This window comes from Acinetobacter sp. NIPH 2100, assembly GCF_000369805.1.
Taxonomy (GTDB): Bacteria; Pseudomonadota; Gammaproteobacteria; order Pseudomonadales; family Moraxellaceae; genus Acinetobacter.
In genome coordinates this window covers 3,779,793-3,804,940 of sequence record NZ_KB850224.1, presented here as the reverse complement: position 1 = coordinate 3,804,940, position 25,148 = coordinate 3,779,793, and the positions used below count along the sequence as shown (strand labels likewise).

Annotated in this window: 25 protein-coding genes and 1 pseudogene; 16 read left to right on the top strand and 10 right to left on the bottom strand. The window is 40.1% G+C overall.

The window, feature by feature from the left end; genetic code table 11:
- The first annotated feature begins 9 nt into the window (after positions 1-9).
- Entirely contained in the window at positions 10-660 is a 651-nt protein-coding gene (pyrE, locus tag F887_RS00565; RefSeq protein ID WP_005147704.1) for an orotate phosphoribosyltransferase, read from the top strand.
- Between the two features lie 40 nt (positions 661-700).
- Here pyrE and F887_RS00570 read toward each other — a convergent pair whose 3' ends face one another.
- From F887_RS00570 to F887_RS00595, 6 genes are all read right to left on the bottom strand, one after another.
- Positions 701-1,906, bottom strand: coding sequence for a benzoate/H(+) symporter BenE family transporter (locus F887_RS00570; RefSeq protein ID WP_005297571.1), 1,206 nt, complete (start codon positions 1,904-1,906; stop codon positions 701-703).
- A 5-nt stretch (positions 1,907-1,911) separates the two neighbouring features.
- On the bottom strand, positions 1,912-2,148 hold the full coding sequence (locus F887_RS00575) for a hypothetical protein (protein ID WP_005297569.1): 237 nt from the start codon (positions 2,146-2,148) through the stop codon (positions 1,912-1,914).
- Positions 2,149-2,476: 328 nt separating this feature from the next.
- Positions 2,477-3,196: an SDR family NAD(P)-dependent oxidoreductase gene (locus F887_RS00580; RefSeq protein ID WP_005297567.1), complete on the bottom strand. Its 720-nt coding sequence runs from the start codon at positions 3,194-3,196 to the stop codon at positions 2,477-2,479.
- Between the two features lie 231 nt (positions 3,197-3,427).
- Positions 3,428-5,146, bottom strand: coding sequence for a tetratricopeptide repeat protein (locus F887_RS00585; protein WP_005297566.1), 1,719 nt, complete (start codon positions 5,144-5,146; stop codon positions 3,428-3,430).
- A gap of 126 nt (positions 5,147-5,272) precedes the next feature.
- Positions 5,273-5,686, bottom strand: coding sequence for a divergent PAP2 family protein (locus tag F887_RS00590; protein WP_005297565.1), 414 nt, complete (start codon positions 5,684-5,686; stop codon positions 5,273-5,275).
- A 19-nt stretch (positions 5,687-5,705) separates the two neighbouring features.
- The gene (locus tag F887_RS00595) at positions 5,706-6,584 is read right to left on the bottom strand and encodes a decaprenyl-phosphate phosphoribosyltransferase (RefSeq protein WP_005297564.1); all 879 of its coding nucleotides are present in this window, start codon (positions 6,582-6,584) and stop codon (positions 5,706-5,708) included.
- 25 nt (positions 6,585-6,609) lie between these two features.
- On the opposite strand from F887_RS00595, the gene F887_RS00600 reads away from it, so the two are divergent.
- The 3 genes from F887_RS00600 to F887_RS00610 are packed head-to-tail and all read left to right on the top strand — an operon-like array spanning position 6,610 to position 9,081.
- Positions 6,610-7,023 (top strand): GtrA family protein, encoded by a 414-nt coding sequence (locus tag F887_RS00600; protein ID WP_005297563.1) that lies wholly within the window; start codon positions 6,610-6,612, stop codon positions 7,021-7,023.
- Positions 7,024-8,325, top strand: coding sequence for an FAD-binding oxidoreductase (locus F887_RS00605; RefSeq protein ID WP_005297562.1), 1,302 nt, complete (start codon positions 7,024-7,026; stop codon positions 8,323-8,325).
- Entirely contained in the window at positions 8,326-9,081 is a 756-nt protein-coding gene (locus F887_RS00610) for an SDR family NAD(P)-dependent oxidoreductase (protein WP_005297561.1), read from the top strand.
- Between the two features lie 85 nt (positions 9,082-9,166).
- Here the strand turns inward: F887_RS00610 and F887_RS18915 are convergent.
- A pseudogene (locus tag F887_RS18915) lies at positions 9,167-9,563 on the bottom strand (short-chain dehydrogenase); the annotation flags it as partial.
- 40 nt (positions 9,564-9,603) lie between these two features.
- On the opposite strand from F887_RS18915, the gene F887_RS00615 reads away from it, so the two are divergent.
- Complete coding sequence (locus F887_RS00615) at positions 9,604-10,056, top strand: hypothetical protein (RefSeq protein WP_005297558.1); 453 nt, start codon at positions 9,604-9,606, stop codon at positions 10,054-10,056.
- A 55-nt stretch (positions 10,057-10,111) separates the two neighbouring features.
- Here the strand turns inward: F887_RS00615 and F887_RS00620 are convergent, their stop codons facing one another.
- A complete protein-coding gene (locus tag F887_RS00620) occupies positions 10,112-10,309 on the bottom strand; it encodes a DUF3565 domain-containing protein (protein ID WP_005297557.1) in 198 nt (65 codons plus the stop codon).
- Positions 10,310-10,762, bottom strand: a complete 453-nt coding sequence (locus F887_RS00625; RefSeq protein WP_005297555.1) for a MarR family winged helix-turn-helix transcriptional regulator — start codon at positions 10,760-10,762, stop codon at positions 10,310-10,312.
- 177 nt (positions 10,763-10,939) lie between these two features.
- Here F887_RS00625 and F887_RS00630 point away from each other — a divergent pair, with 177 nt between their 5' ends.
- From F887_RS00630 to lpxC, 9 genes are all read left to right on the top strand, one after another.
- Positions 10,940-11,419: a glutathione peroxidase gene (locus F887_RS00630; protein WP_005297553.1), complete on the top strand. Its 480-nt coding sequence runs from the start codon at positions 10,940-10,942 to the stop codon at positions 11,417-11,419.
- Between the two features lie 216 nt (positions 11,420-11,635).
- Positions 11,636-12,580 carry a glutathione synthase gene (gene gshB / locus F887_RS00635; RefSeq protein WP_005297552.1) on the top strand — a complete coding sequence of 315 codons (945 nt, stop codon included), beginning with the start codon at positions 11,636-11,638 and terminating at the stop codon, positions 12,578-12,580.
- Between the two features lie 228 nt (positions 12,581-12,808).
- Positions 12,809-13,906 carry an undecaprenyldiphospho-muramoylpentapeptide beta-N-acetylglucosaminyltransferase gene (gene murG / locus F887_RS00640; RefSeq protein WP_081401650.1) on the top strand — a complete coding sequence of 366 codons (1,098 nt, stop codon included), beginning with the start codon at positions 12,809-12,811 and terminating at the stop codon, positions 13,904-13,906.
- A gap of 13 nt (positions 13,907-13,919) precedes the next feature.
- Positions 13,920-15,365: a UDP-N-acetylmuramate--L-alanine ligase gene (gene murC, locus F887_RS00645; RefSeq protein ID WP_005297550.1), complete on the top strand. Its 1,446-nt coding sequence runs from the start codon at positions 13,920-13,922 to the stop codon at positions 15,363-15,365.
- A gap of 39 nt (positions 15,366-15,404) precedes the next feature.
- Positions 15,405-16,331 carry a D-alanine--D-alanine ligase gene (locus tag F887_RS00650; RefSeq protein WP_005297549.1) on the top strand — a complete coding sequence of 309 codons (927 nt, stop codon included), beginning with the start codon at positions 15,405-15,407 and terminating at the stop codon, positions 16,329-16,331.
- 6 nt (positions 16,332-16,337) lie between these two features.
- On the top strand, positions 16,338-17,195 hold the full coding sequence (locus F887_RS00655; protein WP_005297548.1) for a cell division protein FtsQ/DivIB: 858 nt from the start codon (positions 16,338-16,340) through the stop codon (positions 17,193-17,195).
- Between the two features lie 61 nt (positions 17,196-17,256).
- Complete coding sequence (gene ftsA, locus F887_RS00660) at positions 17,257-18,519, top strand: cell division protein FtsA (RefSeq protein WP_005185883.1); 1,263 nt, start codon at positions 17,257-17,259, stop codon at positions 18,517-18,519.
- A 164-nt stretch (positions 18,520-18,683) separates the two neighbouring features.
- On the top strand, positions 18,684-19,865 hold the full coding sequence (ftsZ, locus tag F887_RS00665) for a cell division protein FtsZ (RefSeq protein WP_005297547.1): 1,182 nt from the start codon (positions 18,684-18,686) through the stop codon (positions 19,863-19,865).
- 111 nt (positions 19,866-19,976) lie between these two features.
- Positions 19,977-20,879: a UDP-3-O-acyl-N-acetylglucosamine deacetylase gene (lpxC, locus tag F887_RS00670; protein WP_005297545.1), complete on the top strand. Its 903-nt coding sequence runs from the start codon at positions 19,977-19,979 to the stop codon at positions 20,877-20,879.
- 98 nt (positions 20,880-20,977) lie between these two features.
- Here the strand turns inward: lpxC and F887_RS00675 are convergent, their stop codons facing one another.
- Positions 20,978-21,418, bottom strand: coding sequence for a DciA family protein (locus F887_RS00675; RefSeq protein WP_005147659.1), 441 nt, complete (start codon positions 21,416-21,418; stop codon positions 20,978-20,980).
- Between the two features lie 105 nt (positions 21,419-21,523).
- Between F887_RS00675 and F887_RS00680 the strand changes: the two genes are divergently transcribed.
- Both F887_RS00680 and aceE read left to right on the top strand, forming a co-directional pair.
- Positions 21,524-22,225: a M23 family metallopeptidase gene (locus tag F887_RS00680; RefSeq protein ID WP_005297544.1), complete on the top strand. Its 702-nt coding sequence runs from the start codon at positions 21,524-21,526 to the stop codon at positions 22,223-22,225.
- 204 nt (positions 22,226-22,429) lie between these two features.
- On the top strand, positions 22,430-25,147 hold the full coding sequence (gene aceE, locus F887_RS00685; RefSeq protein ID WP_005297543.1) for a pyruvate dehydrogenase (acetyl-transferring), homodimeric type: 2,718 nt from the start codon (positions 22,430-22,432) through the stop codon (positions 25,145-25,147).
- The last annotated feature ends 1 nt before the right edge of the window (position 25,148 follow it).

Genomic DNA, 25,148 nt, shown 5'->3' with positions numbered 1-25,148 from the left:
GCACTTTATATGACAACGCCTGTGTCATTTCATCCGCAAGCTTTTATCGAACTCGCATTATCACGTGGAGTGCTTAAATTTGGTGAGTTTACCTTAAAATCAGGCCGTGTCAGTCCTTATTTCTTTAACGCAGGTTTGTTAAACGATGGTGAAGCATTGTCTTTGTTAGCGCAAGGCTATGCCGATAAACTGGTACAATGTGACAATGTTGGTGTGATTTTTGGCCCAGCTTATAAAGGGATTCCTTTTGTCGCAGCAACAGCGGTGGCATTGTCTCAGGTTCATGGCAAAAGCGTACCTTGGGGTTTTAACCGTAAAGAAGCCAAAGATCATGGTGAAGGCGGTGTCTTAGTGGGTGCATCGGTTACAGGTCAAAAAGTCTGGATCATTGATGATGTGATCACTGCGGGGACTGCGATTCGTGAAGTTGTGACTATCTTAAAAAATGCAGGTGCTGAAATTGCAGGTGTGTTGGTTGCATTAGACCGTCAAGAACGTGGTCAAGGAGAGCTTTCTGCGATTCAGGAAGTTCAAAAAGAATTAGAAATTCCTGTGCATGCTCTCATCACCATGAAAGATTTGATGGATTATTTAGATGCGAAAGGCGAAAAAGATGCTTTAGCAAATATGCAGGCATATCGTGAAAAATATGGCATCTAAGTTTTAGATATAAAAAAGGAAGCTGAGGCTTCCTTTTTTGTTAAAAGGGCTTAAGTTTAATTTTTTTATAAATTGCTGCTTTTTTTCTTAAAATAAAATATAAGATCATTCCAAAAAGCAGCCCTAATATAATTGAATTTATTCCAAAAATTTTTATATCAGATATTGTAATTAGAAAAGTGAGTATTGCTGGTTCTTGTTCGCCTTTTACACTAAAAGCATCTAAGAAACTATTTATAAGTGTTGATAATAAAGCTAAACCAGCTAATGTGATCACGAACTCTTTAGGAAATAAAAATAACAGTGATGTTATGGTAGCACCTAAAATACCAACCAAGACATAAAAAAAGCCTGCAATAACAGAAGCGATGTAGCGTTTACTTTTATCTTCATGTACATCTGGGCTTAAGCATAATGCAGCACTTATAGCAGCTAAATTTGTTGAAAATGCCCCAAACGGTGCAAAAATGGTATTGAAAAAACCAGTTATTCCAACGGCTTGATTTGTAGGACAAGGATAACCAAATGATTTGATTATGGAGACTCCAACTAGATTTTGAGAAACCATTGTGATAATGAAAAGTGGAATCGCGATATTCCAAATAGAATGAAGGTTGAAAATTGGTTTAATAAATATAGGCTGTGTTAATTCAAATGATATTGGTATATTGTTGAGACCTCCTTGGTAAAGGGTAAAAAAAACGCCTATAGTTAATGTTGTTAATATGCTATATCTTGGAACGAATACTTTGCTTAAAAAGTATGAAATAGTCATTGCTATGATTAAACTTGTATTTTTTGAATACATTTCAATTATTTTTAAACAGAAAGGAAGTAATATCCCAGCTAGCATAGCTGATGTAATTGAAGTAGGAATGTGGCTAATTATTTTTTTAAATAATGATGAAAATCCAGCTATTGTAATTAATAGGCCACTTATTATAAATGCTCCAATAGCTTCATTTAAGGTGGCCTGATGGCCATTAATTGCTAAATATGCTGCACCTGGTGTAGACCAAGCAGCAATGAGTGGAATCTTATAATAAAGGGATAGAACTATACTTGATAATCCGAGTGTTAAACCAAGTGCCCAAATCCATGATGCAATTTCTGCTGAATTCGCTCCTAAAGCAGTAGCTGCTTGAAAGACGATAATAATCGAGCTGGTCACACCCACAAGGACTGTAGTGAAACCAGCTGCAAAAGCGGAAACTGAAAAATCTTCGATAAAGCTTTTAATATTCATCTAGATCAAATTTTTTTCGTGACAGGGTTATAGTCAAAGTCACTATATCTTCTGAATCGTCGTCCTGAATCTTTTTGCCCAAAATAGATATCCTCTGGCATATTTTCCCAACTTTGACTAAATTCAATGAACTCAAGAAAACCTCCTGAAAGTGAAAATGATTTTCCTGTTACATTAGAAAAGCCAAATTCTTTTATTTCATTAATAACTTTCTCTTTTTCTGTTGATTCAATTGATAGCATTATTTTTCTCACTTTTTGGCTGGTTGTTAATTCGTTTCAATATTATATATTTTAATGGTTATGTAAAATTTATTTTATCAAGTGGTTGGTTTTTCTATTTTTTTTACACATAAATCTTTTTTTATTGTCATTTTTGGTCTTTTTGGGAAAATTTAATTTTTATTTTTAATGAATAACAATATATTATATTTTCTTTTTGTTAAAAAATAAAAAAATTAATATTTATTTATTTTGGCATTTTTTGTTTAGAATAATTGGTTAATATGTTTTTGTATGGAGTGTCAAAGCTTTTGCTGATTTTTTGTGATTAATAATGTGAAATTTAAACTTAAATATTCTGATCTAACATCGCAGGCATCAGGATTTCTTTAACACAGCTTGCCTTCGTGGTTGAAATAATAAAATGAATTGCCTGAATCACATCGGCTAAAGGGATAAGGGAATATTCGGTTTGTTCTAAAATGTCTTGAACAGGTTTGTTGATCTCATATTCGCTGGCAAGGTAGCCTAAGTTCAATACACTCACACCAATCAAGTGTTCTCGTAAAATCTCTCGTAGTGATTGCGCTATGCCTCTTAGGGCAAATTTGGTTGTGGAGAACACAAGTTCTTTACCGTTATGGTTATCAACACCCCAAGTCGAACCGATCAGAATAATTTTGGCGTTGTTGGAGAGTTGGAGATTTTCAATGAGAGATTGAATCGACAGGATACAGGTGCTGATATTGGTATGAATGATTTGGTTGATTTCAGCAGCAGAAATATTTTCAAAATTATAGTTGTCGCTAAATGCCTGTTGTTCCCAGATGCCCACGTTGTAAATCAGTAGATCAATTTGTTGCTGTCCAATTGCTGTTTTTACATCGCTTACAGCCGACTCTGGCTTGGATAGATCAGCAAAAATCCAGTTTAAGTTTGGAATTTGTTGTGGTTGGGTGCGAGAGACGCCATAGACAGTATCTGTTGGCCTTGGTACAGCTTGAACAATGGCTTTACCTAGACCTTTGCTAACACCGTAAATGAGAAATGTTTTACTTGAATTGTTCATCCACTTATCCGTATTTTTAGATTAGAGGGTAACTATAAAAGCTCAAGTTGGCTTGAGGTCAAGAATTAAGTTTTAGGAATAATGAAAAAGAAAAATATGTGAAAGTTCGCTTTTAGGTTCATCTAATTTATTATTGATATGGCGATTAGAAAACAAACGTGGCATATGGAAAATTATCCAAAAGCCGTTCCAGCGTATTGAACTCTGGAACGGCTTACGATCAGACATTAATTATTGAACGTTACCCAGCTTAAGTGCTTCCAATGAAATTTCTGCAGGTAAATTTCCTCTATTTTTTAGTTCAGCCAATATTTTTAAAGCTTCCTTTTTATTTTTAACAAAGCCATTGTTACCATGTAAATAATTAATAGCTAACATGAATTTAGCCAAATCATTTCCATGTGAAGCGGCTTGTACTAATAAGCTGTTCGCCTTTTTAATATTTTTTTCGATACAAACGCCGTTCCTATACAAAAGAGATAAGTTATATAAGGCATGCTTGTTTTGATCTTGGGCAGACACTTTAAACATTTCTAATGCAGAGCAATAATTTATAGATGTATGTATCCCATAAAAATAGAAGAAGCCAAGAGTATTTTGGGCATCAGTATTGCCCTCATTCGAAGCTTTAATGTAGTGATGAATAACTACTTTATTGAGCTTTTCTTGTTTAACTTTTTCTTGGTTTAAAAAGTAAAGTTGAGTAATAGAATTAACATCATCGATACTTAGCCTAATATTAGAGAAAGGGATTGGGTCATTTAATTTGACTAGTAATTCTTGGTCCCATTTTTCTCTTTTTTCCCAAGGCAAATTAACTTCATAGAAGTTGATAAATAGATTTCCTATTCCTATAGGGCCAAGTAACAAGGAAACTAGTGCATAAGAGTATATGAGTTTTTTAAGACTCATGAAATTTGATGCAATTAAATTTCTGTCAATAGTATTCATTATTGCTAATGACATAAATATTATAGATAAGTTGAATAGGAATAGTGCAATCCATCTAATATAGTCAAATGCTATTAATGTTAGAGCTAATGGAGATGCTGAAAAAAACAATATGAGAAGAAATGTTTTTTTATCTGTGCTTTTTTTAATAAATAAAAGAATAGGAGAGCAAAAAAGGAATGTAAAAAATATTTTTAAATATGCTTTAGTTTCAAAGAAGGTTTGATAGTTTGTTACGAAATTTTCTTTTAAAGTCAGTAACGATGTACTGACGGCATAAGATTGAAAATGATCGTAATACATAAAAGTTTTAATAATAGAATTAACTTGGAAAGGAGACATCTTGCCATAGATAACGACTGCTACCAATAGCAGAGCAGACTCTGCCCCAATTAGAAAAATGTGGCTTATTTTCCTATATTTTTGATAATATATAAACGCCAAAGTTGGAACGAAAAATATTAGCATTGCTTCATGAGTCAATGCCATTATTGGTAGTGATAATAATATAAATATTAAAACAATCGAGTTTTTTACATTTTTTAATATGAGTAGAATAGCGGTGAGTAGAATAATCTGACCGACATGATCAAAGCGAGATAATTCCCTTACCCATTGGGAGGTTAGAAATGATAAACTAAAAACACATAGTGAAAAAGTAATAACATATTTATTATCAAGTTCTAATTTTTTGAAAAAAACATAGGTGATTCTAGCAAAAAGATAGAATAATACAATTAGAAAAAGAATAGATACTAAGCGGACATGTCTATAAGTTGGATCTACTCCCAGTATGCTTAATATTTCACCCGGTAAAGCTCTTCTGACAAAGCCATAGTCATAGCTAAATACCCATTGTGAATATAAATAGTCATGTAATCTTATTGTGAAATCAAAAGAATATATGTTGCTGTGAATAAATAAAATCACAATAAGGATCAATAAAGAATATAAAATAAATTTAATATGTTCTTTATTGCTTTTAATGAACATGTTCATAAATGCGCTACTAAAAATTAATTATGAAATGACTATTAGTTAACTAACACTGGAAGGATAAACAAGAATTAAATTAGTGACTCAATTAACATTTATCAGTTATATAGTCACAACTTAATATTCGATTTACAACGCGCTAGCTAAATAAGCAACGAAAATACCGACAACGACACCAGCTAAGATTTCAATCTTGGTGTGGCCCATGCGTTCTCTTAAATACTGATACTCAGGAGTATCTTTGGCCAGACGATTAATTACTACTGCATGTTTACCAATAGCTTGTCTTAAACTGTTTGCATCTAATAGCACAATAAATGAGAGGGTAAGCGCAACACCAAAAGCAGGTGTATCAATCCCTTCCTTAAAGGCAATAAGTGCAGTCATGCTGCTTACAATGGCACTATGATTACTTGGTAATCCACCATAGCCAATTAATCCAAAGGCCAATTTCTTGGCCTTAATTGAATTAATAAGAAATTTCAGACAGCCCGCAACGAGCCAAGCTAGAAATGGGGTAATAAGGTAAATATAAGACTTCACAAAACAATCCAAAATAAAACTAAGCTGGTAATAATGTCCAAATGCAACATGCAACCCATAAAACAACGGTTAATAATATTTGCCAGTCCTGAGCGATTACGTCAGTTGGAGATTCACCACCTTTTAATGTTTCAACAATAAACCAGTAACGGAATAAGCCAAACATGACAAATGGGATGGTGATAATAAGCTGTGGCTGTACTTCCATCGTATACAAGCTATAAAAAACAATGGCTGTAACGGCAGAAATTCCTGCAAAGCGGTCAATTAGGCTGACTGAATAGTGTTCAAGTACACCACGCCCTTGTGAGCCGCTTTGTATGAGTTCCTGACGACGTTTAATTGAAGCGAGATACAGTGAAATACTTAATGTGGTAATAAACATCCAGTGAGATACTGGCACGGCCAAGGCGACAGCACCTGCATAGACACGTAATACAAAACCAAAGGCGACAATGAAAATTTCAATCACTGGTTCATGTTTCAGTTTAAAGGTGTAGGCCCAATTCAGCAGTAAATATACGACGATCACGTAGATGACCTTGGGTGCAACTAACCAAGCGAACCCTAGAGCAATATAAATCAACGTTAATAAAATAATTGCACTTTGGGGGCTCACCTGACCTGAAGCTAAAGGTCGTTTCAGGGATTTCTCGGGATGCGCCCGATCTTTTTCTATATCTTTTAAGTCATTAACAATATAGACCGCTGAGGCTGCTAGACAAAATAAAAATGCCGCAAATAATACGGAATAAATGGATCCTAAATTTAGGAATTCGCCTGCAAAGATCAGAGGTGCGAAAACAAAGCTATTCTTAAGCCATTGTTTAGGTCTTATTAGTTTTATCAGTCCTGGGATTTCCGCTAGAAAAGACCGATTTTCTGCTATATCATACATTTTTTTTCAGCGCTATTAAATATAAATGATGGACTCGATTAAGCTCGCGCTGCTTTATACAGCATTTGCTATGGTTGCTACTTTTTGCAATATTATAGCACAAGATATTTCCAGTTATATTTATGTTGGAAATTTTTATATTTTTATTTCAATTTTTGTCGGCACAGGTGTTGGTTTAATTGTTAAGTATATCTTAGATAAAAAGTATATTTTTAAATATAAAACACAAAATACCAAACATGATGGAAAGGTTTTTCTGCTGTATACCATTATGGGTATCTTTACTACGATTATTTTCTGGGGTTTTGAGTTTGGCTTTCATGCAGTTTTTGGAACCAAAGAAATGCGTTATGTGGGTGGAATAATCGGTCTAATGATTGGCTATATTTGCAAATATTATTTAGATAAACATTTTGTGTTTCGTAAAGTTGGGGCATAAATGAAAACAATGCAGGCTTGGGGTAGGCTTTCTGACGCTGAACATCAGGTTATTCCTTTACTAACACCTTCACGAGCATCCAGACAAATAAAACATGGCACGTTCCCAGGTATCGCTCATGGTATGGGGCGTAGTTATGGTGATGTGGCATTAAATGGTAATGGCCTTTTATGGCTGACCACAGCTATGAATCATTTGATTTCTTTTGATTTGAACACTGGAATTTTACACTGCGAATCAGGTGCTACTTTACAAGACATTCATCGGACACTAATCCCGCAAGGCTGGATGTTACCTGTAACACCAGGCACGCAGATGATTACCGTAGGTGGAGCCATTGCCAATGATGTCCATGGTAAAAACCACCACGCTTTTGGCTCTTTTGGCGACCACGTTCTGCAGATTAAATTACTGCGTACGGATGGTGAAATTATTGAGTGCTCAAAGACTGAAAGGGCAGATTGGTTTTATGCAACCTTAGGTGGGATTGGCCTAACTGGTATAATCTTAGAAGCCAAAATTCAGTTACGTCCAGTCCAAAGTTCTTGGATTGATTCAGAAACCATTCCTTATCACAATCTAGATGAATTTTTTGCACTCTCTGATTCATCTGAACCAGATTGGGAATATACGGTATCTTGGATTGATTGTATGAATGGTGCAAATGCTAAGGGACTTTTTTCACGAGGTAATCTCGCGGGTCAGTCGACTCAAATCGAACCTAAAATAAAAGATAAAGTATTTCCGATTAATCCGCCTATTTCATTGGTCAATAAACTTAGTTTACCGATCTTTAATTTTTCCTATTTCCATGGAAACTCGCTAAAAAGACAGCCGCAAAAAGTACATTATGAGCCATTCTTTTATCCATTAGATGCTATGCATGAATGGAATAAAATGTATGGACCAAAAGGGTTTTACCAATATCAAAGTGTAGTGCCGAAAGACATTGGCAAAGAAGTCACTCAAGAGATGTTAAACACCATTAAAAAATCAGGTGAAGGCTCATTTTTAGCAGTATTAAAAACATTTGGTGATCGTGAGTCAGGTGGATTACTGAGTTTTCCCAAATCGGGTGTTACGTTGGCATTGGATTTCCCAAATCGTGGTGAAAAAACCTTAAAGCTGTTAAATGAGTTGGATCATATCGTACAACAAGCACAAGGCCGCCTTTATTTAGCCAAAGATGCTCGTATGCCAAGATCACTATTTGAAGCGGGCTATCCACGCTTTACTGAATTTTTAAAATATCGGGACCCAGGCATCAGCTCGGAAATGTCTCGTCGTCTATTAGGGGCCTAAATGTCAAATCAAGCAAAAATCTTAATTGTGGGTGGAACTTCTGCTATTGCCGAACACTGCGCCAGACTCTGGCTGAAGCAGCAACCTTGTGAGGTTATTCTATTAGGTCGAGACCAAGACAAATTACAGCGTGTTGCGAATGATCTTAAAGTCCGCACTCCGCAAGCGAATATCCAATTGCAGACCGTTGATTTCTTAAATGCGGCGGCAATTCAGGATTGTATTGATAGCATCAATCAACAGGGAAAAATCGATATTGCTCTGGTTGCACATGGCAATTTACCTGATCAAGAGCAATGTCAAAATGATCTAGTCCAATGTCAGCAGGCAATCGAAGTGAATGCGCTTTCACCTGTGCTATTTACTGAAATTATTGCGAAACATATGATTGAACATAATCATGGGAAATTGGCCGTGATTGGTTCAGTCGCGGGTGATCGTGGTCGTAAATCAAATTATGTATATGGTGCATCAAAAGCACTGCTTGATAAGTATCTACAAGGATTGCAACATCGCCTTGCTTTAATCGGTTCTCAAGTCACAGCAACTTTAATCAAACCGGGTCCGACAGCAACGCCAATGACGGCTGGAATGTCAGGCAAAGGTAAGCTTGCGTCACCAGAACAAGTTGCGAATGATATTGTGCAAGGAATTGATAAAGGTAAATTAACCATTTACACACCAGGTAAATGGGCAATCATTATGATGATTATTCGAAATTTACCTTTCTTTTTATTTAAAAAAATGGATATATAAACAATATGTATCAACTAAAAAGTCCAATCATCTATTGGGCTTTTTAGTTGATGTTTCCTTTAATTTCTATACATCGCATCAGGTTTTATATCCCTATACTTCTAACCATCGTAGGCATCAGGATCTTTGATACAGTTCGCCTGACTGGTTAAAATAATAAAATGAATTGCTTGAATCACTTCGGTTAAGGTAATGAGCGAATATTCAGTTTCTTTTAAAACGTCTTGAGTTGATTTATAGATTTCATATTCACTGGCCAGAAAGCCCAAGTTCAGAACACTGATCCCATTCATGTGTTCTCGTAGTGATTGCGCAATGCCCCTTAGAGTAAATTTGGTTGTGAAGAACACAAGTTCTTTACCGTTATGACTATCAACACCCCACGGTGAACCGATTAGAATGACTTTGGTATTATCAGGGCATTTTGGATTTTCAATTAAAGATTGAATACAGGTATTGGTGGTAATGATTTGAATGATTTTCTTATATAATTACCTTACTTTTTTAGGCTGATTATTCATTATGATAAAAATTAAATTATTACTTGTCGCTGTTTTAGGTCTGAGTGTTGTCCAATTAGCATGGTCAGCACTCCCAGAGAATAATCAAATTGCATCAACTCTGAAAGCTAAACTTAGCGATAAAATCTTAACACAGGCTGAAATCACGCAAGGTGCAAATCAGACACAAATGCTTTACCAATACTGTATCCAAGACACTGTTGAAAAACTTAAAATGATGTATCCAGATGTGGATCAAAACACGGTCATCAATACAGTGAATGGTTCTTGTGTATATTCTGAGGATCATTTTAATCTTTACAGTGTATTATTGGCAGCTTCGAGCATGCAAAAGCCAATGTCAGAAAAACAAGCAGCGGTGTTTATAGAAAAAAATTATGCGAAAGATGGTCGTGATCAAAATAATGCAGCACAGCGTAAGAATATTTATAAAAAGTTAGGTTTGTTGGAGTAATGATTTACTGTTATCTCATTGAGATAGGTACAACTAGCATTGAGTACAAAGCTGCTTATGTAGATTTCATCTTCTCACACTTCTTACATTCCAACACCATACCTAATTTTTCATTGCGCCCTTGTTCGGTTAATACCCAAGGGCGATTCTGCCACGGTGGGTCATGGCGCATATGCTGCCCGTGACCACAGGCGAGATCAGCAACATAATGTCCTTCCTCATCGAGATGAAAACCGACAATCGCTTGCTGCATTTAATTTTCCGTAGACTCGAGTTTAGATTGTTCCAAACCCTTTAAAAAACGATGGCATAAGTTATGAATCGCCAGCAGATCATTTGGGTCCATACCCAACGAACAGGCAAGCTTAAACGGAATCAGGGTAATTTCATCTTTTGACGCCAGCGCCTTTTCCAGCAAAATTACTTTCTTCATCCGCTCATCTTCTTTGACAGCAACGCGTTTTAAAAACTGCTTTTCTTCGAGTTTTTTAATAATTGGAGTCAGCGTTCCCGAATCAAAAAAAGTCTTTTGTCCAATCTCAGACAACATCACATTGTCTTGTTCATACAAAGCCAGCAATACAATAAATTGCGGATAGGTCAGATCATATTCCTGCAGCAAAGGGCGATACTGGCGAATCATCGCATTGGTCGCGGAATACATGGCAAAACACACTTGGTTATCCAAAAATGAAACGTCAGCCACGATGCTTTTTCCTCGACTTGGTTGTTGAACATTCAGTATAAATTGGATTGCTCTAAAAGTACATTGTGCATAATAAACTTGCGCACAAGATAATTGTGTGCAATATTAAATGAACGAGCTGAATGATTAAGCAAACGATTTTGAGCAATTCCATATTGGATAGATGAGAGAACACTTATGAGCAAGATTTATGATTTTCAGGCTGAACTGCTAGAAGGCGAACAAAAGAACCTCGCGGACTACCAAGGCAAAGTTTTATTGGTGGTGAATACCGCTAGCCAATGTGGTCTCACGCCACAATTTGAAGGTTTGGAAAAGTTATATCAGGACTATCAACAGCAGGGTCTGGTGATTCTCGGTTTTCCATGTAACCAATTCGCCAATCAAGATCCCTCGAGCAATGAAGAAATCGGCAGCTTCTGTCAACGTAACTATGGCGTGTCTTTCCCGATGTTTGCCAAAGTCGATGTCAATGGTCCAAGCGCACATCCCTTGTATCAATACCTCACTTCTGAAGCTAAAGGCCTCCTAGGCAGCAGCATTAAATGGAACTTCACCAAATTCCTGATCAATCAAAACGGTGACGTGGTTAAGCGTTATGCGCCAATCACCAAACCTGAAAAAATTGCCAAAGATATTCAAAAACTTTTGGCTTAATTTGAATTTAAAATGCGATGCTTTTCAAATTACTGGCGGTGGATTCATTTGCCAGTAATTTTTTATCCGTAATAAAATAGTCTATTTAAATAAATTGAATCTAGTGATTTGAATAAATTAGAATTTTTTAGATTTAATAATTACATAACTTGTTTAAACATCATCAGTAAACTTCGCTATACTTTTTGCCAAGATTAAAAATACGAGTGTCAGATTATGCGTGTACTGGTAGTGATGGACCCGATTGAAACCGTGAATCTTAAAAAAGATTCAACCATGGCAATGTTATGGGCGGCCAGTCGTCGCGGACATGAATTGGGTTATGCATTACAACACGATTTATATATCGACCAAGGCAAAGCTTTTGGTCTGATCTCACCTTTAAAAGTGTTTGAAGATTACAATCATTATTATGAGCTGGGCGAAAAGCGCAAAGAATCGTTGGCAGATTACGATGTGGTTTTGATGCGTAAAGATCCACCGTTTGACATGAACTTTGTCTACACCACCTATATTTTGGAACAGGCTGAGCGTGAAGGTGCTTGGATCATCAATAAACCACAATCATTACGTGACTGTAATGAAAAATTGTTTGCCACCCAATTCCCAGAGCTACAAGTGCCAACTCTGGTGACCTCTCAACAAAGCCTGATCCGTGAATTTATCAAAGAACATGGCGATGTGATTGTGAAACCGTTAGATGGTATGGGCGGTATGGGGATTTTCCGTTTATACCAAGATGGGGTGAATATCGGTTCGACTTTGGAAATGCTGACAGAAATGGGGACATGCCCAATCATGGCGCAGCGCTATATTCCTGAGATTGTCGAAGGCGATAAACGTATCTTGATGGTGAATGGTGAACCGATCCCATATTGTTTGGCGCGTATTCCACAAAATGGTGAAGTGCGTGGTAACTTGGCAGCAGGCGGTTTGGGGCAGGCGCGTCCACTCAGTGAAAATGATAAATTGATTGCCGCGAAAGTCGGCCCATTCCTGCGTGAAAAAGGTCTAGTCTTTGTTGGCCTGGATGTGATTGGCAATTATGTGACCGAGATTAATGTGACGAGTCCAACCTGTATTCGTGAGATTGATACACAATTTGGGACATCGATTGCCGATGATCTTTTTGCGGTGTTAGAAGCAGGTCGTCAAAACTAAAAAAGTTTCACTTTTTGACCAAAATGCCCGTTTGTATTGAATGAAAATTTAGATGCAAATGGGCATTTGCATATCGGCAGTACCTTGTTTTTAACAAAGAATCGAAAAAAGCCCAGCTTTCTGTTGTAAACAAGTGAAATTCGCTTTTCGTGAATGAAGCTTTAGGATTAAAATAACTGCCGAAAACAATAGACGATAACCTTCTTTTTTGAGTTGAAGAATTAGACCGTGACCAATTCACCACAGAACAAACCCAAACATGTCATGATGATGGCCGCAGGTACTGGTGGGCATGTTTTTCCCGCACTTGCTGTTGCGAAACAACTGCAACAGGAAGGCTGCCAAGTCTCTTGGTTAGCGACGCCTACGGGAATGGAAAATCGGTTGCTCAAAGATCAAAATATTCCAATTTATCAAATTGATATTCAAGGCGTACGGGGCAATGGCCTCGTCCGTAAACTGAGTGCACCGTTTAAAATTTTAAAAGCAACTTTAAGCGCAATGCGCTACATGAAACAGCTGAAAATTGATGCTGTGGCAGGTTTTGGTGGTTATGTCGCAGGTCCAGGTGGTTTGGCTGCACGATTACTGGGGATCCCTGTACTGATCCATGAGCAAAATGCGATTGCAGGTTTTACCAATACCCAACTGGCACGAATTGCCAAGACCGTGTGTCAGGCTTTTCCAAATACTTTTGCTAGCAGTGATAAGATCGTGACCACAGGTAATCCTGTACGTGCGGAGATTACTGCGATTTTGAATCCGTCATGGCGTTATCAAACCCGTGAGCAGGAACAGCTGCCGCTCAATATTCTGATCGTGGGTGGTTCTCTCGGTGCGCAAGCATTAAATGAGCGTTTACCAGAAGCCTTGAAAAAGGTCACTGTGCCGCTCAAGGTGTTCCATCAATGTGGTCAAAATAAGCAAGATGCAACTCGTGCTTTGTACCAAGGTGCACCAGAGCATTTAAATATTCAAGTCGAGCCCTTTATTCATGATATGGCGAAGGCCTATAGTGAAGCGGATTTGATTATTTGCCGTGCGGGTGCTTTGACGGTGACCGAGGTGGCAACCGCAGGTTTGGCGGCGATTTTTGTTCCTTTACCGATTGCGGTAGATGATCACCAAACGGCAAATGCTAAATTTTTGGCAAATGTTGGCGCTGCAAAGATTTGCCAGCAAGCAGACATGACACCTGCTGTTTTAGATGAGATGTTGGCTGGCTTACTCAATCGCCAGTTACTTTCTGAAATGGCTGTAAAAGCACGTCAACAAGCACAACCGAATGCAACGCAGCATGTGGTTGATCTGATTAAAAAATTGTAATTCGAGTTTATCTATGTCTCCAACAAATCCAAACCAAGCCAAAAAGCTGATTAAAGTGCCAGAAATGCGCCGTATTAAAAATATCCACTTTGTTGGTATTGGTGGTGCGGGGATGTGCGGTATTGCCGAAGTATTGAGTAACCAAGGTTATAAAATTTCAGGCTCAGATATCAAAGCGTCGAAAACCACGGCTCAACTTGAAGCGAATGGGATCAAGGTATTTATTGGTCACTCGGCTGACAATATTAAAAATGCCAATGTTTTGGTGGTATCGACGGCGATTGATCCTGAAAACCCAGAGATTAAAGCAGCCATCGAACAACGTACGCCAATCGTGCGTCGTGCGGAAATGTTGGGTGAATTGATGCGTTACCGTCATGGTATTGCGGTTGCAGGAACGCATGGTAAAACCACCACCACCAGTTTGTTGACGACGATGTTGGCAGAAGAAAACCTTGATCCGACCTATGTGATTGGTGGTTTGCTGAACAGCACTGGGGTAAATGCTGCGCTTGGTGAAAGCCGTTTTATTGTGGCAGAAGCGGATGAATCAGATGCTTCTTTCTTGTATTTACAGCCAATGGCTGCCATCGTGACCAATATCGATGCAGACCATATGGATACCTATGAAGGTAGCTTTGATAAGTTAAAAGATACCTTTATTCAATTCTTACATAACTTGCCATTCTATGGCTTGGCTGTGGTCTGTGGCGATGATGCCAATATTCGTGAGATTCTACCACGTGTTGGTCGTCCAGTATTGACCTACGGCTTTGCTGAAGACAATGACATCCGTGCGGTAGATGTTGTACAAGAAGGCATGCAGTCGCATTTTACAGTATTGCGTAAAGACCGTGAGCCATTGCGTGTCACTATTAATCAACCAGGTTTGCATAATGTTTTGAATGCACTTGCTGCGATTGGTGTGGCAACTGACGAAGGGGTTTCTGATGGTGCGATTTGCCGTGCTTTAGAAGGCTTTAGTGGCGTAGGGCGTCGCTTCCAAGTTCAGGGTGAGTATGAAGTTGGCGAAGGCTTAGTGAAACTGGTGGATGACTATGGTCACCATCCAAAAGAAGTTGAAGCCACCATTAAAGCTGCACGGGCTAGCCATCCAGACCGTCGTTTGGTGATGTTATTCCAGCCACACCGTTTTAGCCGTACTCGTGATTGTTTTGATGATTTTGTTGATGTGTTATCACAAGTCGATCAACTATTATTACTAGAGGTTTATCCAGCGGGTGAAAAACCGATTGTAGGTGCAGATAGCCGTGCTTTGGCACGTAGTATTCGCCTACGTGGTGAGGTTGAGCCGATCTTGGTCGATCCAGTGGAAGGCAATTTACCGAACGTTTTACAAAAAGTGTTACAAGCGGATGACCTGTTATTAACACAAGGCGCGGGTAACGTTGGTGCAATTTCGGTAGAATTGGCTCAGCATCGCTTGTATGCCAAATAATTTTGTTTTGTGATTATTAAAAGTTTTAAGGATATAAACGTGTCAAATGCTGCAAAATTCGGCAAAGTTGCTGTGTTATTTGGTGGGAAGTCGGCTGAGCGTGCTGTGTCATTGGACAGCGGCCAAGCTGTTTTAGAGGCGTTATTGCGTTCGGGCGTTCAGGCAGAAGCATTTGACCCGCAAGATCGTAGTGTGACTGAGTTAGTTGCTTATGATCGCGCATTTATCGTGTTGCATGGTCGTGGCGGTGAAGATGGTCAGATCCAAGGTGTATTGGAGTGGTTAAACCTTCCTTATACAGGTACAGGCGTGCAAGGTTCTGCCATTGGTATGGATAAAGTTAAGACCAAGCAAATCTGGCAGGGCAGTGACTTGCCAACTGCACCTTACCGCATTATCACCAAAGATACGGATCTTGAACCTGTGATTGCTGAATTGGGCTTACCTGTGATTATCAAACCTGTGCATGAAGGTTCAAGCGTTGGGATGAGCAAGGTTGAAAAAGCTGAGGATTTTGCTGCTGCAATTGAAAAAGCAACTCAGCATGATGCTGTGGTGATGGCAGAAAAATGGATTACAGGTCGTGAATTTACGATCTCATTCTTGAATGGTCAGCCATTGCCTGTGATTCGTTTACAGCCACCAGCAGACGTTGCTTTTTATGACTATGAAGCAAAGTATCAGCGTAATGATGTGGAATATGGCATTCCTTGCGGTTTAAGCGAAGCAGAAGAGAAAAGCTTGCAAGCGCTCTGCTTACGCGCTTTCCAAGCCGTAGGTGCAGAAGGTTGGGGCCGTATTGATGCGATGCAGGATGAACAGGGGAACTTCTGGTTGTTAGAAGTGAACACAGTTCCAGGTATGACCAGCCATTCTTTGGTGCCAAAAGCAGCACAAGCTGTCGGTTATAGTTTTGATCAGCTTTGTGTTGCTATTTTAGAGCAAACCTTAGCAGCATCGGCTTAACGATTTATGGCTCAGCTTCCTGCCTCTATGCGCCGTAAAACACGGCCAGCCATTAGCTCGATTCACGAGAAACCGCCTTCGCCTAAACAGAAAATGGTGAATGCGGGCGGTTGGATGTTGCTGGTGATTGCATTTGCTGTATTGGCGTTGGGTCTGTTTGGCTTGTATAAAGTCATGACGGATGCACGAGTCGCGCAGTTGCAGGTGGTTGGGACCAATTCTGATGTTGAAAATCAACAGCTGGTTCAATTTCTCAATCCAATTGTTAAAGATAACTACTTCACTTCAGATTTAGAACAGATTCGAGATCAAGCATTAAAAGTGTCTTGGGTTGATCGTGTGGTGGTGTCACGGGCTTGGCCAAATGCAATTCGAGTGCGGGTAATGCCGCGTCATGCGATTGCACGTTGGGGAACAGGGCGTTTGCTGAGTGACAATGGCGATGTATTTAGCGAGGCGGTGCCAACAGCACATCCAAACTTGCCGCTTTTACATGGGCCAGCCAGCCAATCCAAAATGATGATGCGTCGCTATAATGAAATTAATCAATTGTTTCATCCAGCGAATTTGAGATTAAAAGAATTGTATTTAACCGAGCGTATGACTTGGTTCATGCAGTTTGATTCGGGCCTACGGATTATTGTGGACCAAGATCAAACCATGAATAAGTTGCAACGCTTAAGCCATTTGGCACAAACGGATTTAAAACCTGTATGGTCAAAAATCACGGCGATTGATTTGCGTTATCGGAATGGCTTGGCTATTCAGTGGAAAAACGCAGCTCCGCCAAAGATTGTTAACGGTCAGTTAGTTGTAACGATTGATGACACAAGCCTTGCAGGGGCAATTCAGGCAAAGCCATAATACGTGGCTTAAAATAAAGGACAGTTGTCCTAAACAACACTAAAGATATGGTATTGAAGTAATGAGTGAAGCTGTTCCCTCAGTTGTTGCGATTGATATTGGGACCCATAAAGTCTCAGTTTTGATTGGTAAGATCCATGCACCAGATAAGATCCAAGTCATTGGCATGGCAACTGCTCGCAACCGAGGTATGGTTAAAGGCAAGATTGTTAGCTTAGACAAGGTGATTGCGGCGATTAAGAATGCGGTATCCGAAGCTGAGGATATGGCGGAGTGTCGTATTCATAGTGCGTGGGTGTCGATTCCAAGTACAGAATTACAAAGTTTTTATGCATCAGGCCGTACCCCAGTCGCCAACCACGATCATATTATTACGACGAATGAAGTGGTTCGTGCACTAGAGTTGGCCAAAGCGAGTCATGTATCACCAGACTATTACCTCGCCAGTGCTGTGCCATTGGGTTTTGAGCTTGGTGATTCAGCTGAATGGGTACAAAACCCAGTGAATATGTCTGCGCATAGCATGACCGGTCATTATCAGTTGATGATGATGCCGATCAGCACCATGCAAAACCTTGATCGTGCCATGAAAGGGGCCAATATCGGGGTGGAAAAAATGGTGGTGTCTTGCTTGGCAACCGCTGAAGCCAGTCTGCTCAAAGATGAAAAAGAATATGGTGTATGTTTAGTTGATATTGGCGCAGGAATTACCAATATTGCGGTGTATTTAGATGGTCGTTTGGCTTTGGCACGAACCTTGCCACGTGGTGGTGAGAATGTCACCCGTGATATTGCCGCTGTTTTACAGACCACAACCGAAGAAGCTGAACGCATCAAAATTTTGCATGGTTGTGTTGACTTAAGTGTGGTGAAGCCAGATCACATGATTCAAGTGCAAGCGATTGACGGTACACAAACCATCAGTCGTATTGAGCTTGCAGAAATCATCATTGCGCGTTATGAAGAAATCTTCACTTTAATTCGTGAAGAACTGGAACATAGCGGTGCAATTCATGGTCTCTACCATGGTGTGGTACTCACAGGCGATTCTTGTCAAATTGAAGGTATGGTGAATTTGGCGCGTCGTATGTTGGGCGTGTCTGCACATTTAGGCAATCCGCCATTACAAGTCTATGCGGATGATCAACATTTACCTGCTTTGCGTCGTTCAATGTACGCCACAGTATCGGGTTTGTTGATGTTTAGCCAAAGCGATTTGCAAGATACAGTTGAAGAACCAGAAGAAGCAAGTGATCGTAGTTTTGTTGATCGGGTTGCCAATGGTTGGAATGCATTAAATAGCAAATTAAAGGCCATCTTTTAAGTTGTAGTTATTTTTGGGAAAATTTGTTAGGAAGTTGTTCTAAATCCGCCACTGTACTTGACAAGCTAGCGATTATTGAACAGCATCCTACACATCAGTTGTTTAAAAATCAGGGCAGTAACGGGCTGAAGTAACTGCCATTAATATTAGGAAATCTAAAGGTCATGGCCTCATTTGAATTTATAGAAGATGAACTAGACAATGGCAACGGTCAAGCCCGTTTCACAGTATTTGGTGTGGGTGGTGGCGGTGGTAATGCCGTGCAGCACATGGCGCAATCTGATATTCAAGGCGTAAAATTTGTCTGTGCAAATACGGACAAACAAGCATTGGATAGCATGAATGCTCCATTCAAAATTCAATTGGGTGAACAAAGTACGCGTGGTTTGGGCGCTGGAGCGAATCCAGAAGTCGGTCAAATCGCAGCTGAAGAAAGCCGTGACGTGATCCGTCAGCACCTTGAAGGGACTGACATGGTGTTCGTTACTGCGGGCATGGGCGGCGGTACGGGTACAGGTGCTGCGCCAGTGGTTGCAGAAGTTGCCAAAGAGATGGGTATCTTGACCGTAGGTGTGGTCACTACACCATTCAACTTTGAAGGTCGTCGTCGCCAAAAGTCTGCTGAAAAAGGTATTGATGCATTAGAAGCACATGTTGATTCATTGATTATCATTCCAAACCAACGCTTACTTAGCGTGTATGGTGATATCTCAATGAAAGATGCCTATAAAAAGGCAGATGATGTATTGTTGAATGCGGTACGCAGTATCTTTGATTTGGTGGTTAATCGTGGTCATATTAACCTCGACTTCGCCGATTTGAAAACAGCAATGAGTACGCGTGGTTATGCGATGATGGGTGCTGGTTTGGGTCGTGGTGAAGATCGTGCTCGTCAAGCCGCTGAACAGGCGATTCGTAGTCCATTGCTTGATAATGTAAATATTATCAATGCGAAAGGTGTGTTGATCAATATCACGGGTGGTGATGATATTACCCTGCGTGAAACTGAAATTATTACTGATGTCGTTAACCAAATCGTTGATTTGGATGAAGGTGAAATCTTCTACGGTACCGTATTTGATCCAGATGCACGTGACGAACTCCGTGTTACTGTGATTGCCACAGGTTTAACGCGTAATGCGAGTGAAGTTGATCAGAAGAGACGTGCGGTGGTTTCACATGCACCTGCTTCGCAAGCTGCTCAGCAATCTGTAGATGAAGATGATGTTCCAGCGATCAGCAAACGTGCAAATGTTGATGCTCCAGCGAGTGCAGCAGCAAGTTCTACGCCACGTTCATCGCCAATGAGCATTCAAGACTATCTGAAAAATCAACAGCGTAAATAATAAAATCATATATTTAGAGAAAGGGGGCAAGTAATTGTCCCCTTTTTTATTTTTTTAAAATGGCAAAATATGCTAAGTTATATCGGTTTTTGCAAATGAAGTTGGTATGGCATGTTGAAACAACGTACTCTCAAACGTGTGGTGAAAGCGAGCGGGATTGGTCTGCACAGTGGTCAGAAGGTGCTGATTAATTTTGTTCCACATCATATTGATGGAGGTATTGTCTTTCGCCGTATCGACTTAAATCCCCCTGTTGACATTATTGCCAACGCTTTATTGATCCAAGAAGCCTTTATGTGCTCGAACTTGGTTCGTGAAGACATCAAGGTCGGTACCATTGAACATGTCATGAGCGCGATTGCTGGATTAGGGATCGACAATCTGATCGTTGAAGTGTCTGCCTCTGAAGTGCCGATTATGGATGGAAGTGCGGGACCTTTTATCTATTTGCTGATGCAAGGTGAACTGGCGGAGCAAGATGCGCCAAAGAAGTTCATTCGTATCTTAAAGCCAGTCGAGGCTTTAATTGATGATAAAAAAGCAATTTTCTCACCACATTCAGGCTTCCAGCTCAACTTTACCATCGATTTTGACCATCCAGCATTTGCTAAAGAATACCAGTCAGCCACCATCGATTTCTCTACAGAAACCTTCGTCTATGAAGTCAGTGAAGCAAGAACCTTTGGCTTTATGAAAGATTTAGACTATTTGAAAGCCAATAATTTGGCATTAGGTGCGAGTTTAGAAAATGCGATTGGTGTCGATGACACAGGGGTGGTGAATGAAGAAGGTTTGCGCTTTGCTGATGAGTTTGTGCGTCACAAAATTCTAGATGCGGTGGGAGACTTATATTTACTTGGACATCAAATTATTGCCAAGTTTGATGGGTATAAGTCAGGGCATGCGCTGAATAATCAGTTATTACGCAATGTTCAAAATGATCCAAGCAGCTATGAAATTGTAACATTTAATAACGAGAGTGATTGTCCAATTCCTTATGTAAGTGTGACATAAGTCATTGTCTTTTATTGCCTATGTTATGTTATAACAATTGAATTTGAGATTTCCATCACATAAAAATAGTGTGTATTCCAACACTTAATATATGAAGTTTACTTTTTATTGCTTGCCAAACGTAGTAAAGCTTGGCTAAGCTTAGGGTCGCTCACATATTCAGCGGCGCTGCGTAATAGCTCTTGGGTCTCTGATGTCAGTGTTTTTGTTGGGGGAGAGGGTTCACGAGAGACAACATTTTTGTTTCTTAAGCGAACTTGGATTTTTCGTAATTCCTTGAGTCCTTCGAGCTGAGCTAACTGCGCAACATAGTGGCTTTGTAAATAGCTGAGTTGACTAATCATTGCTTGATTTTCACCAGTTATGATCAAAACCCCGTGTTGATAACAAACAACTTGCCATTGCTCTGGTTGGGGCAATAACGGTTGAATAATTTTCGTAAGTTGTTTCCATTGTGTCACTTGCGTCGTCAGAAGCGTTAAGTTTCCAGTTTTTATATGTTGTCCTTTCTGTTGGAAAACGTTGTTAGGTTCAGACATGTGACTTCCTCGGAGGTAATGTGTCCATCTTAAGCGTTTGGTTCAGCTGTTATCAAGGAACAGATGATAAAGGAACGTTTGAAGGACGGTTTCAAGAGGTTTTTTATGCATCACACGCGTCGTATTTTACTCGCATTTTCATTGGCTGCTTCAGCTGCTTCGGTTGCTTTTGCAGATTATCAGAACATTGGTCAGACGACAGGCGATGACCGCTTAGAGCAATTATCAAAAACCTTAGCTCAAGGTTCTTATACTCATTCAGCTGATATGGATTTGCCAGCTGTATCGAATGTGTCAGTTAAACTACGCGAAAAAACCATTGAATTGAATAATGCGACGATCGAGAAGAAATATGGCCGTTCAGCTATTTCAACTCAAGACAACGCACCGTCATTTTCAGCAAATACTGGTTATTCTTGGCTGGTTAGCCATCCGCTACAAGAGGGTCGTGTAAGTTCTTCTTGGGGCAATCGCACACTACTCGGTTCTACTCGCCACCATTCAGGTGTTGACCTTGCTGCGCCGTCTGGTACGCCAATCTATGCAACAGGCCCGGGTGTGGTGACAAAGTCAGGTTGGGGTACGGGTTATGGTCAATATGTTGAAATTGATCATGGCAATGGTTACATCACCCGTTATGCACATGCTTCGCGCTTAATCGTCAGTGCTGGTGATCGTGTAGGTGCTGGTGAACATATTGCAAATGTCGGTTGTACAGGTCGTTGTACTGGGCCACATTTACACTTTGAAGTTGTAAAAGATGGTCAACGTAAAAATCCATCAACTTACTTAGCAATGTTGCCTTAATGTAATTTGTTAACAGTTGTATATCAATATTCAAAAAAATCGCCTTTATTGGCGATTTTTTATGTGTTTTGTTTCATTTAGGTCAATGACTATTTTGTCAGAAAATAATAAGGCGTTTTGCATTCATCTGGGGCAATAGTTCTATCACAGCAAAACATGATAAAAATAGGGTCGACAAATAACTTAAGGGAAAAGGTGAATTGTATGGCGTTTTATGGCGACTCTGACGCGCAAGAAACCCAAGAATGGCAAGAAGCATTTGATTCAGTATTACAACATATGGGCACGGAACGTGCTGCCTTCTTGCTAGAAAAACTTTATCAACGGGCTATTGCAAAACACGTTCCAATCCAACGCATCAATACACCTTACCTCAACACCATTTCAGTTGAAGAACAACCAGCAATGCCTGGCGATCAGGATATGGAACGCCGTATCCGTGCCTTGATCCGCTGGAATGCTTTGGCAATGGTATTACGTGCCAATAAAACGGGTGACGATCTCGGTGGTCACCTTGCAAGTTTCGCATCGTCTGCAACATTGTATGACGTTGGTTTTAACCATTTCTTCCGCGCAAACAGCAATAACTTTGGCGGCGATATGATTTATTACCAAGGTCACTGTGCGCCTGGTATTTATGCACGTTCTTTCCTCGAAGGACGTTTAAATGAAGAGCAGTTAAGTAATTTCCGCCGTGAAGTTGGCGGTAACGGTTTACCAAGCTATCCACATCCATATTTAATGCCGGACTATTGGCAATTCCCAACCGTATCCATGGGTCTTGGTCCAATTATGTCGATTTATCAGGCACACATTCAAAAATATTTGATGAATCGCGGCTTGATCAAAGAAGAAGATCGTAAAGTCTGGGCATATCTTGGCGATGGTGAGATGGATGAACCAGAAAGTACGGGCGCAATTTCACTTGCGGGTCGTGAAAAGCTTGATAACCTCATTTGGGTGGTGAACTGTAACTTACAGCGCCTAGATGGTCCTGTACGTGGTAACGGTAAAATTATTCAAGAATTAGAATCTTTATTCCGTGGTGCGGGTTGGCGTGTCATTAAAGTGGTGTGGGGCCGTCATTGGGATCCACTTCTTGCTCAAGATACTTCAGGTGCTTTAAAAGCGGTCATGGACGAAACAGTTGATGGTGAGTACCAACGCTATCAAGTGAAAGGCGGTGCATATACACGTGAGAAATTCTTTGGCAAGTACCCAGAAGCTGCGGAACTTGTAAAAGACTTAAGCGATGAAGATATCGATAATCTTAACCGTGGTGGTCATGACCCGTACAAAGTTTTTGCTGCCTATGCAGAAGCAATGAAAGCCAAAGGTCAACCAACCGTTATTCTTGCGAAAACGGTTAAAGGTTACGGTTTGTCTGAAGAAATTGAAGCGGTGAACAAAACTCACCAAATCAAAAAAATGCAGATCGACTCTTTGAAATATGTACGTGACCGTTTTAACCTGCCATTTACAGATGATAAGTTAGAAGAGCTTCCATTCTACCGCCCAAGTGAAAACTCTCCAGAAATGAAGTATATGAAGGCGCGTCGTGAAGCATTAGGGGGTTACCTACCTGCACGCCGTCGTGAGAGTGAAACTTTAGCGATTCCTGAATTATCTGTATTTGATGCTGTATTAAATGGTTCAGGTGGTAAAGAGCAATCGACCACGATGGTGATGGTGCGTTTAATTGCTGCTTTACTGAAAGAAAAAGCAATTAAAGACCGCGTAGTTCCAATCGTTCCAGATGAAGCACGTACATTTGGTTTAGAAGGGATGTTCCGTCAGCTTGGTATTTATGCTGCTCATGGTCAAAAATATACTCCAGAAGACCAAGAACAGTTAATGCATTACCGTGAAGCAAGTGATGGCCACATGCTTCAAGAGGGAATCAACGAAGCGGGTGCGATGAGTGCATGGGCTGCGTTGGCAACCAGTTATTCAACCAATAACTTGCCAATGATTCCAATGTACATGTACTACTCAATGTTTGGTTTCCAACGTATTGGTGACATTGCATGGGCTGCTGGTGATGCACAGGCACAAGGTTTCTTGTTGGGTGCGACTGCTGGCCGTACCACACTGAACGGTGAAGGTTTACAGCATCAAGATGGTCATTCACATATCTTGGCGAATACTATTCCAAACTGCGTATCTTATGATCCATGTTTTGGTTATGAATTGGCTGTGATCGTCCATGACGGTTTACAACGTATGTATGTAAACCAAGAGCGAGTGTTCTATTACTTAACCGTAATGAACGAAAACTACGAGCATCCTGCAATGCCAGAAGGCGCTGAGGAAGGCATTAAACGTGGTATGTACTTATTCGAAAAAGATGAAAAAGCAACGGTTCAATTATTGGGTTCAGGCGTTATTCTGCGTGAAGTGATTAAAGCTGCGAAAATCTTACGTGACGAATACCAGATCCACTCAAATGTTTGGAGCGTAACCAGCTTCAATGAGTTGTCACGTGACGGTATGGCATGTGAAGAGTACAACCGCTTACATCCGCTGACTGAAGAAGTGAAAGAATCTTGGGTATCTAAACAGTTACGTGGTACGGAAGGTATCGTCGTTTCTGCGACAGACCATATGCGTGCGTACAGTGAACAAATCCGCGCATATCTACCAGATGGTCGTCCATTTGTTGCATTAGGTACGGATGGTTACGGCCGTTCAGATACACGTGCGAACTTACGTAGTTTCTTTGGTGTTGATGCTGCGCATATCGTTGTTGCGACTTTGAAAAAATTAGCTGACGAAGGCGAAGTAGACGCGCGTTTAGTCAAAGATGCAATTTCTAACTTTGAGTTAGATACTGACCGTCCAGTTGCATGGGCGCCACAAGCGCATCCAGAAGTTCAGGCAGTTGCTGAATACCATGAAACACAAACAGGTGAGGGGAAATAAT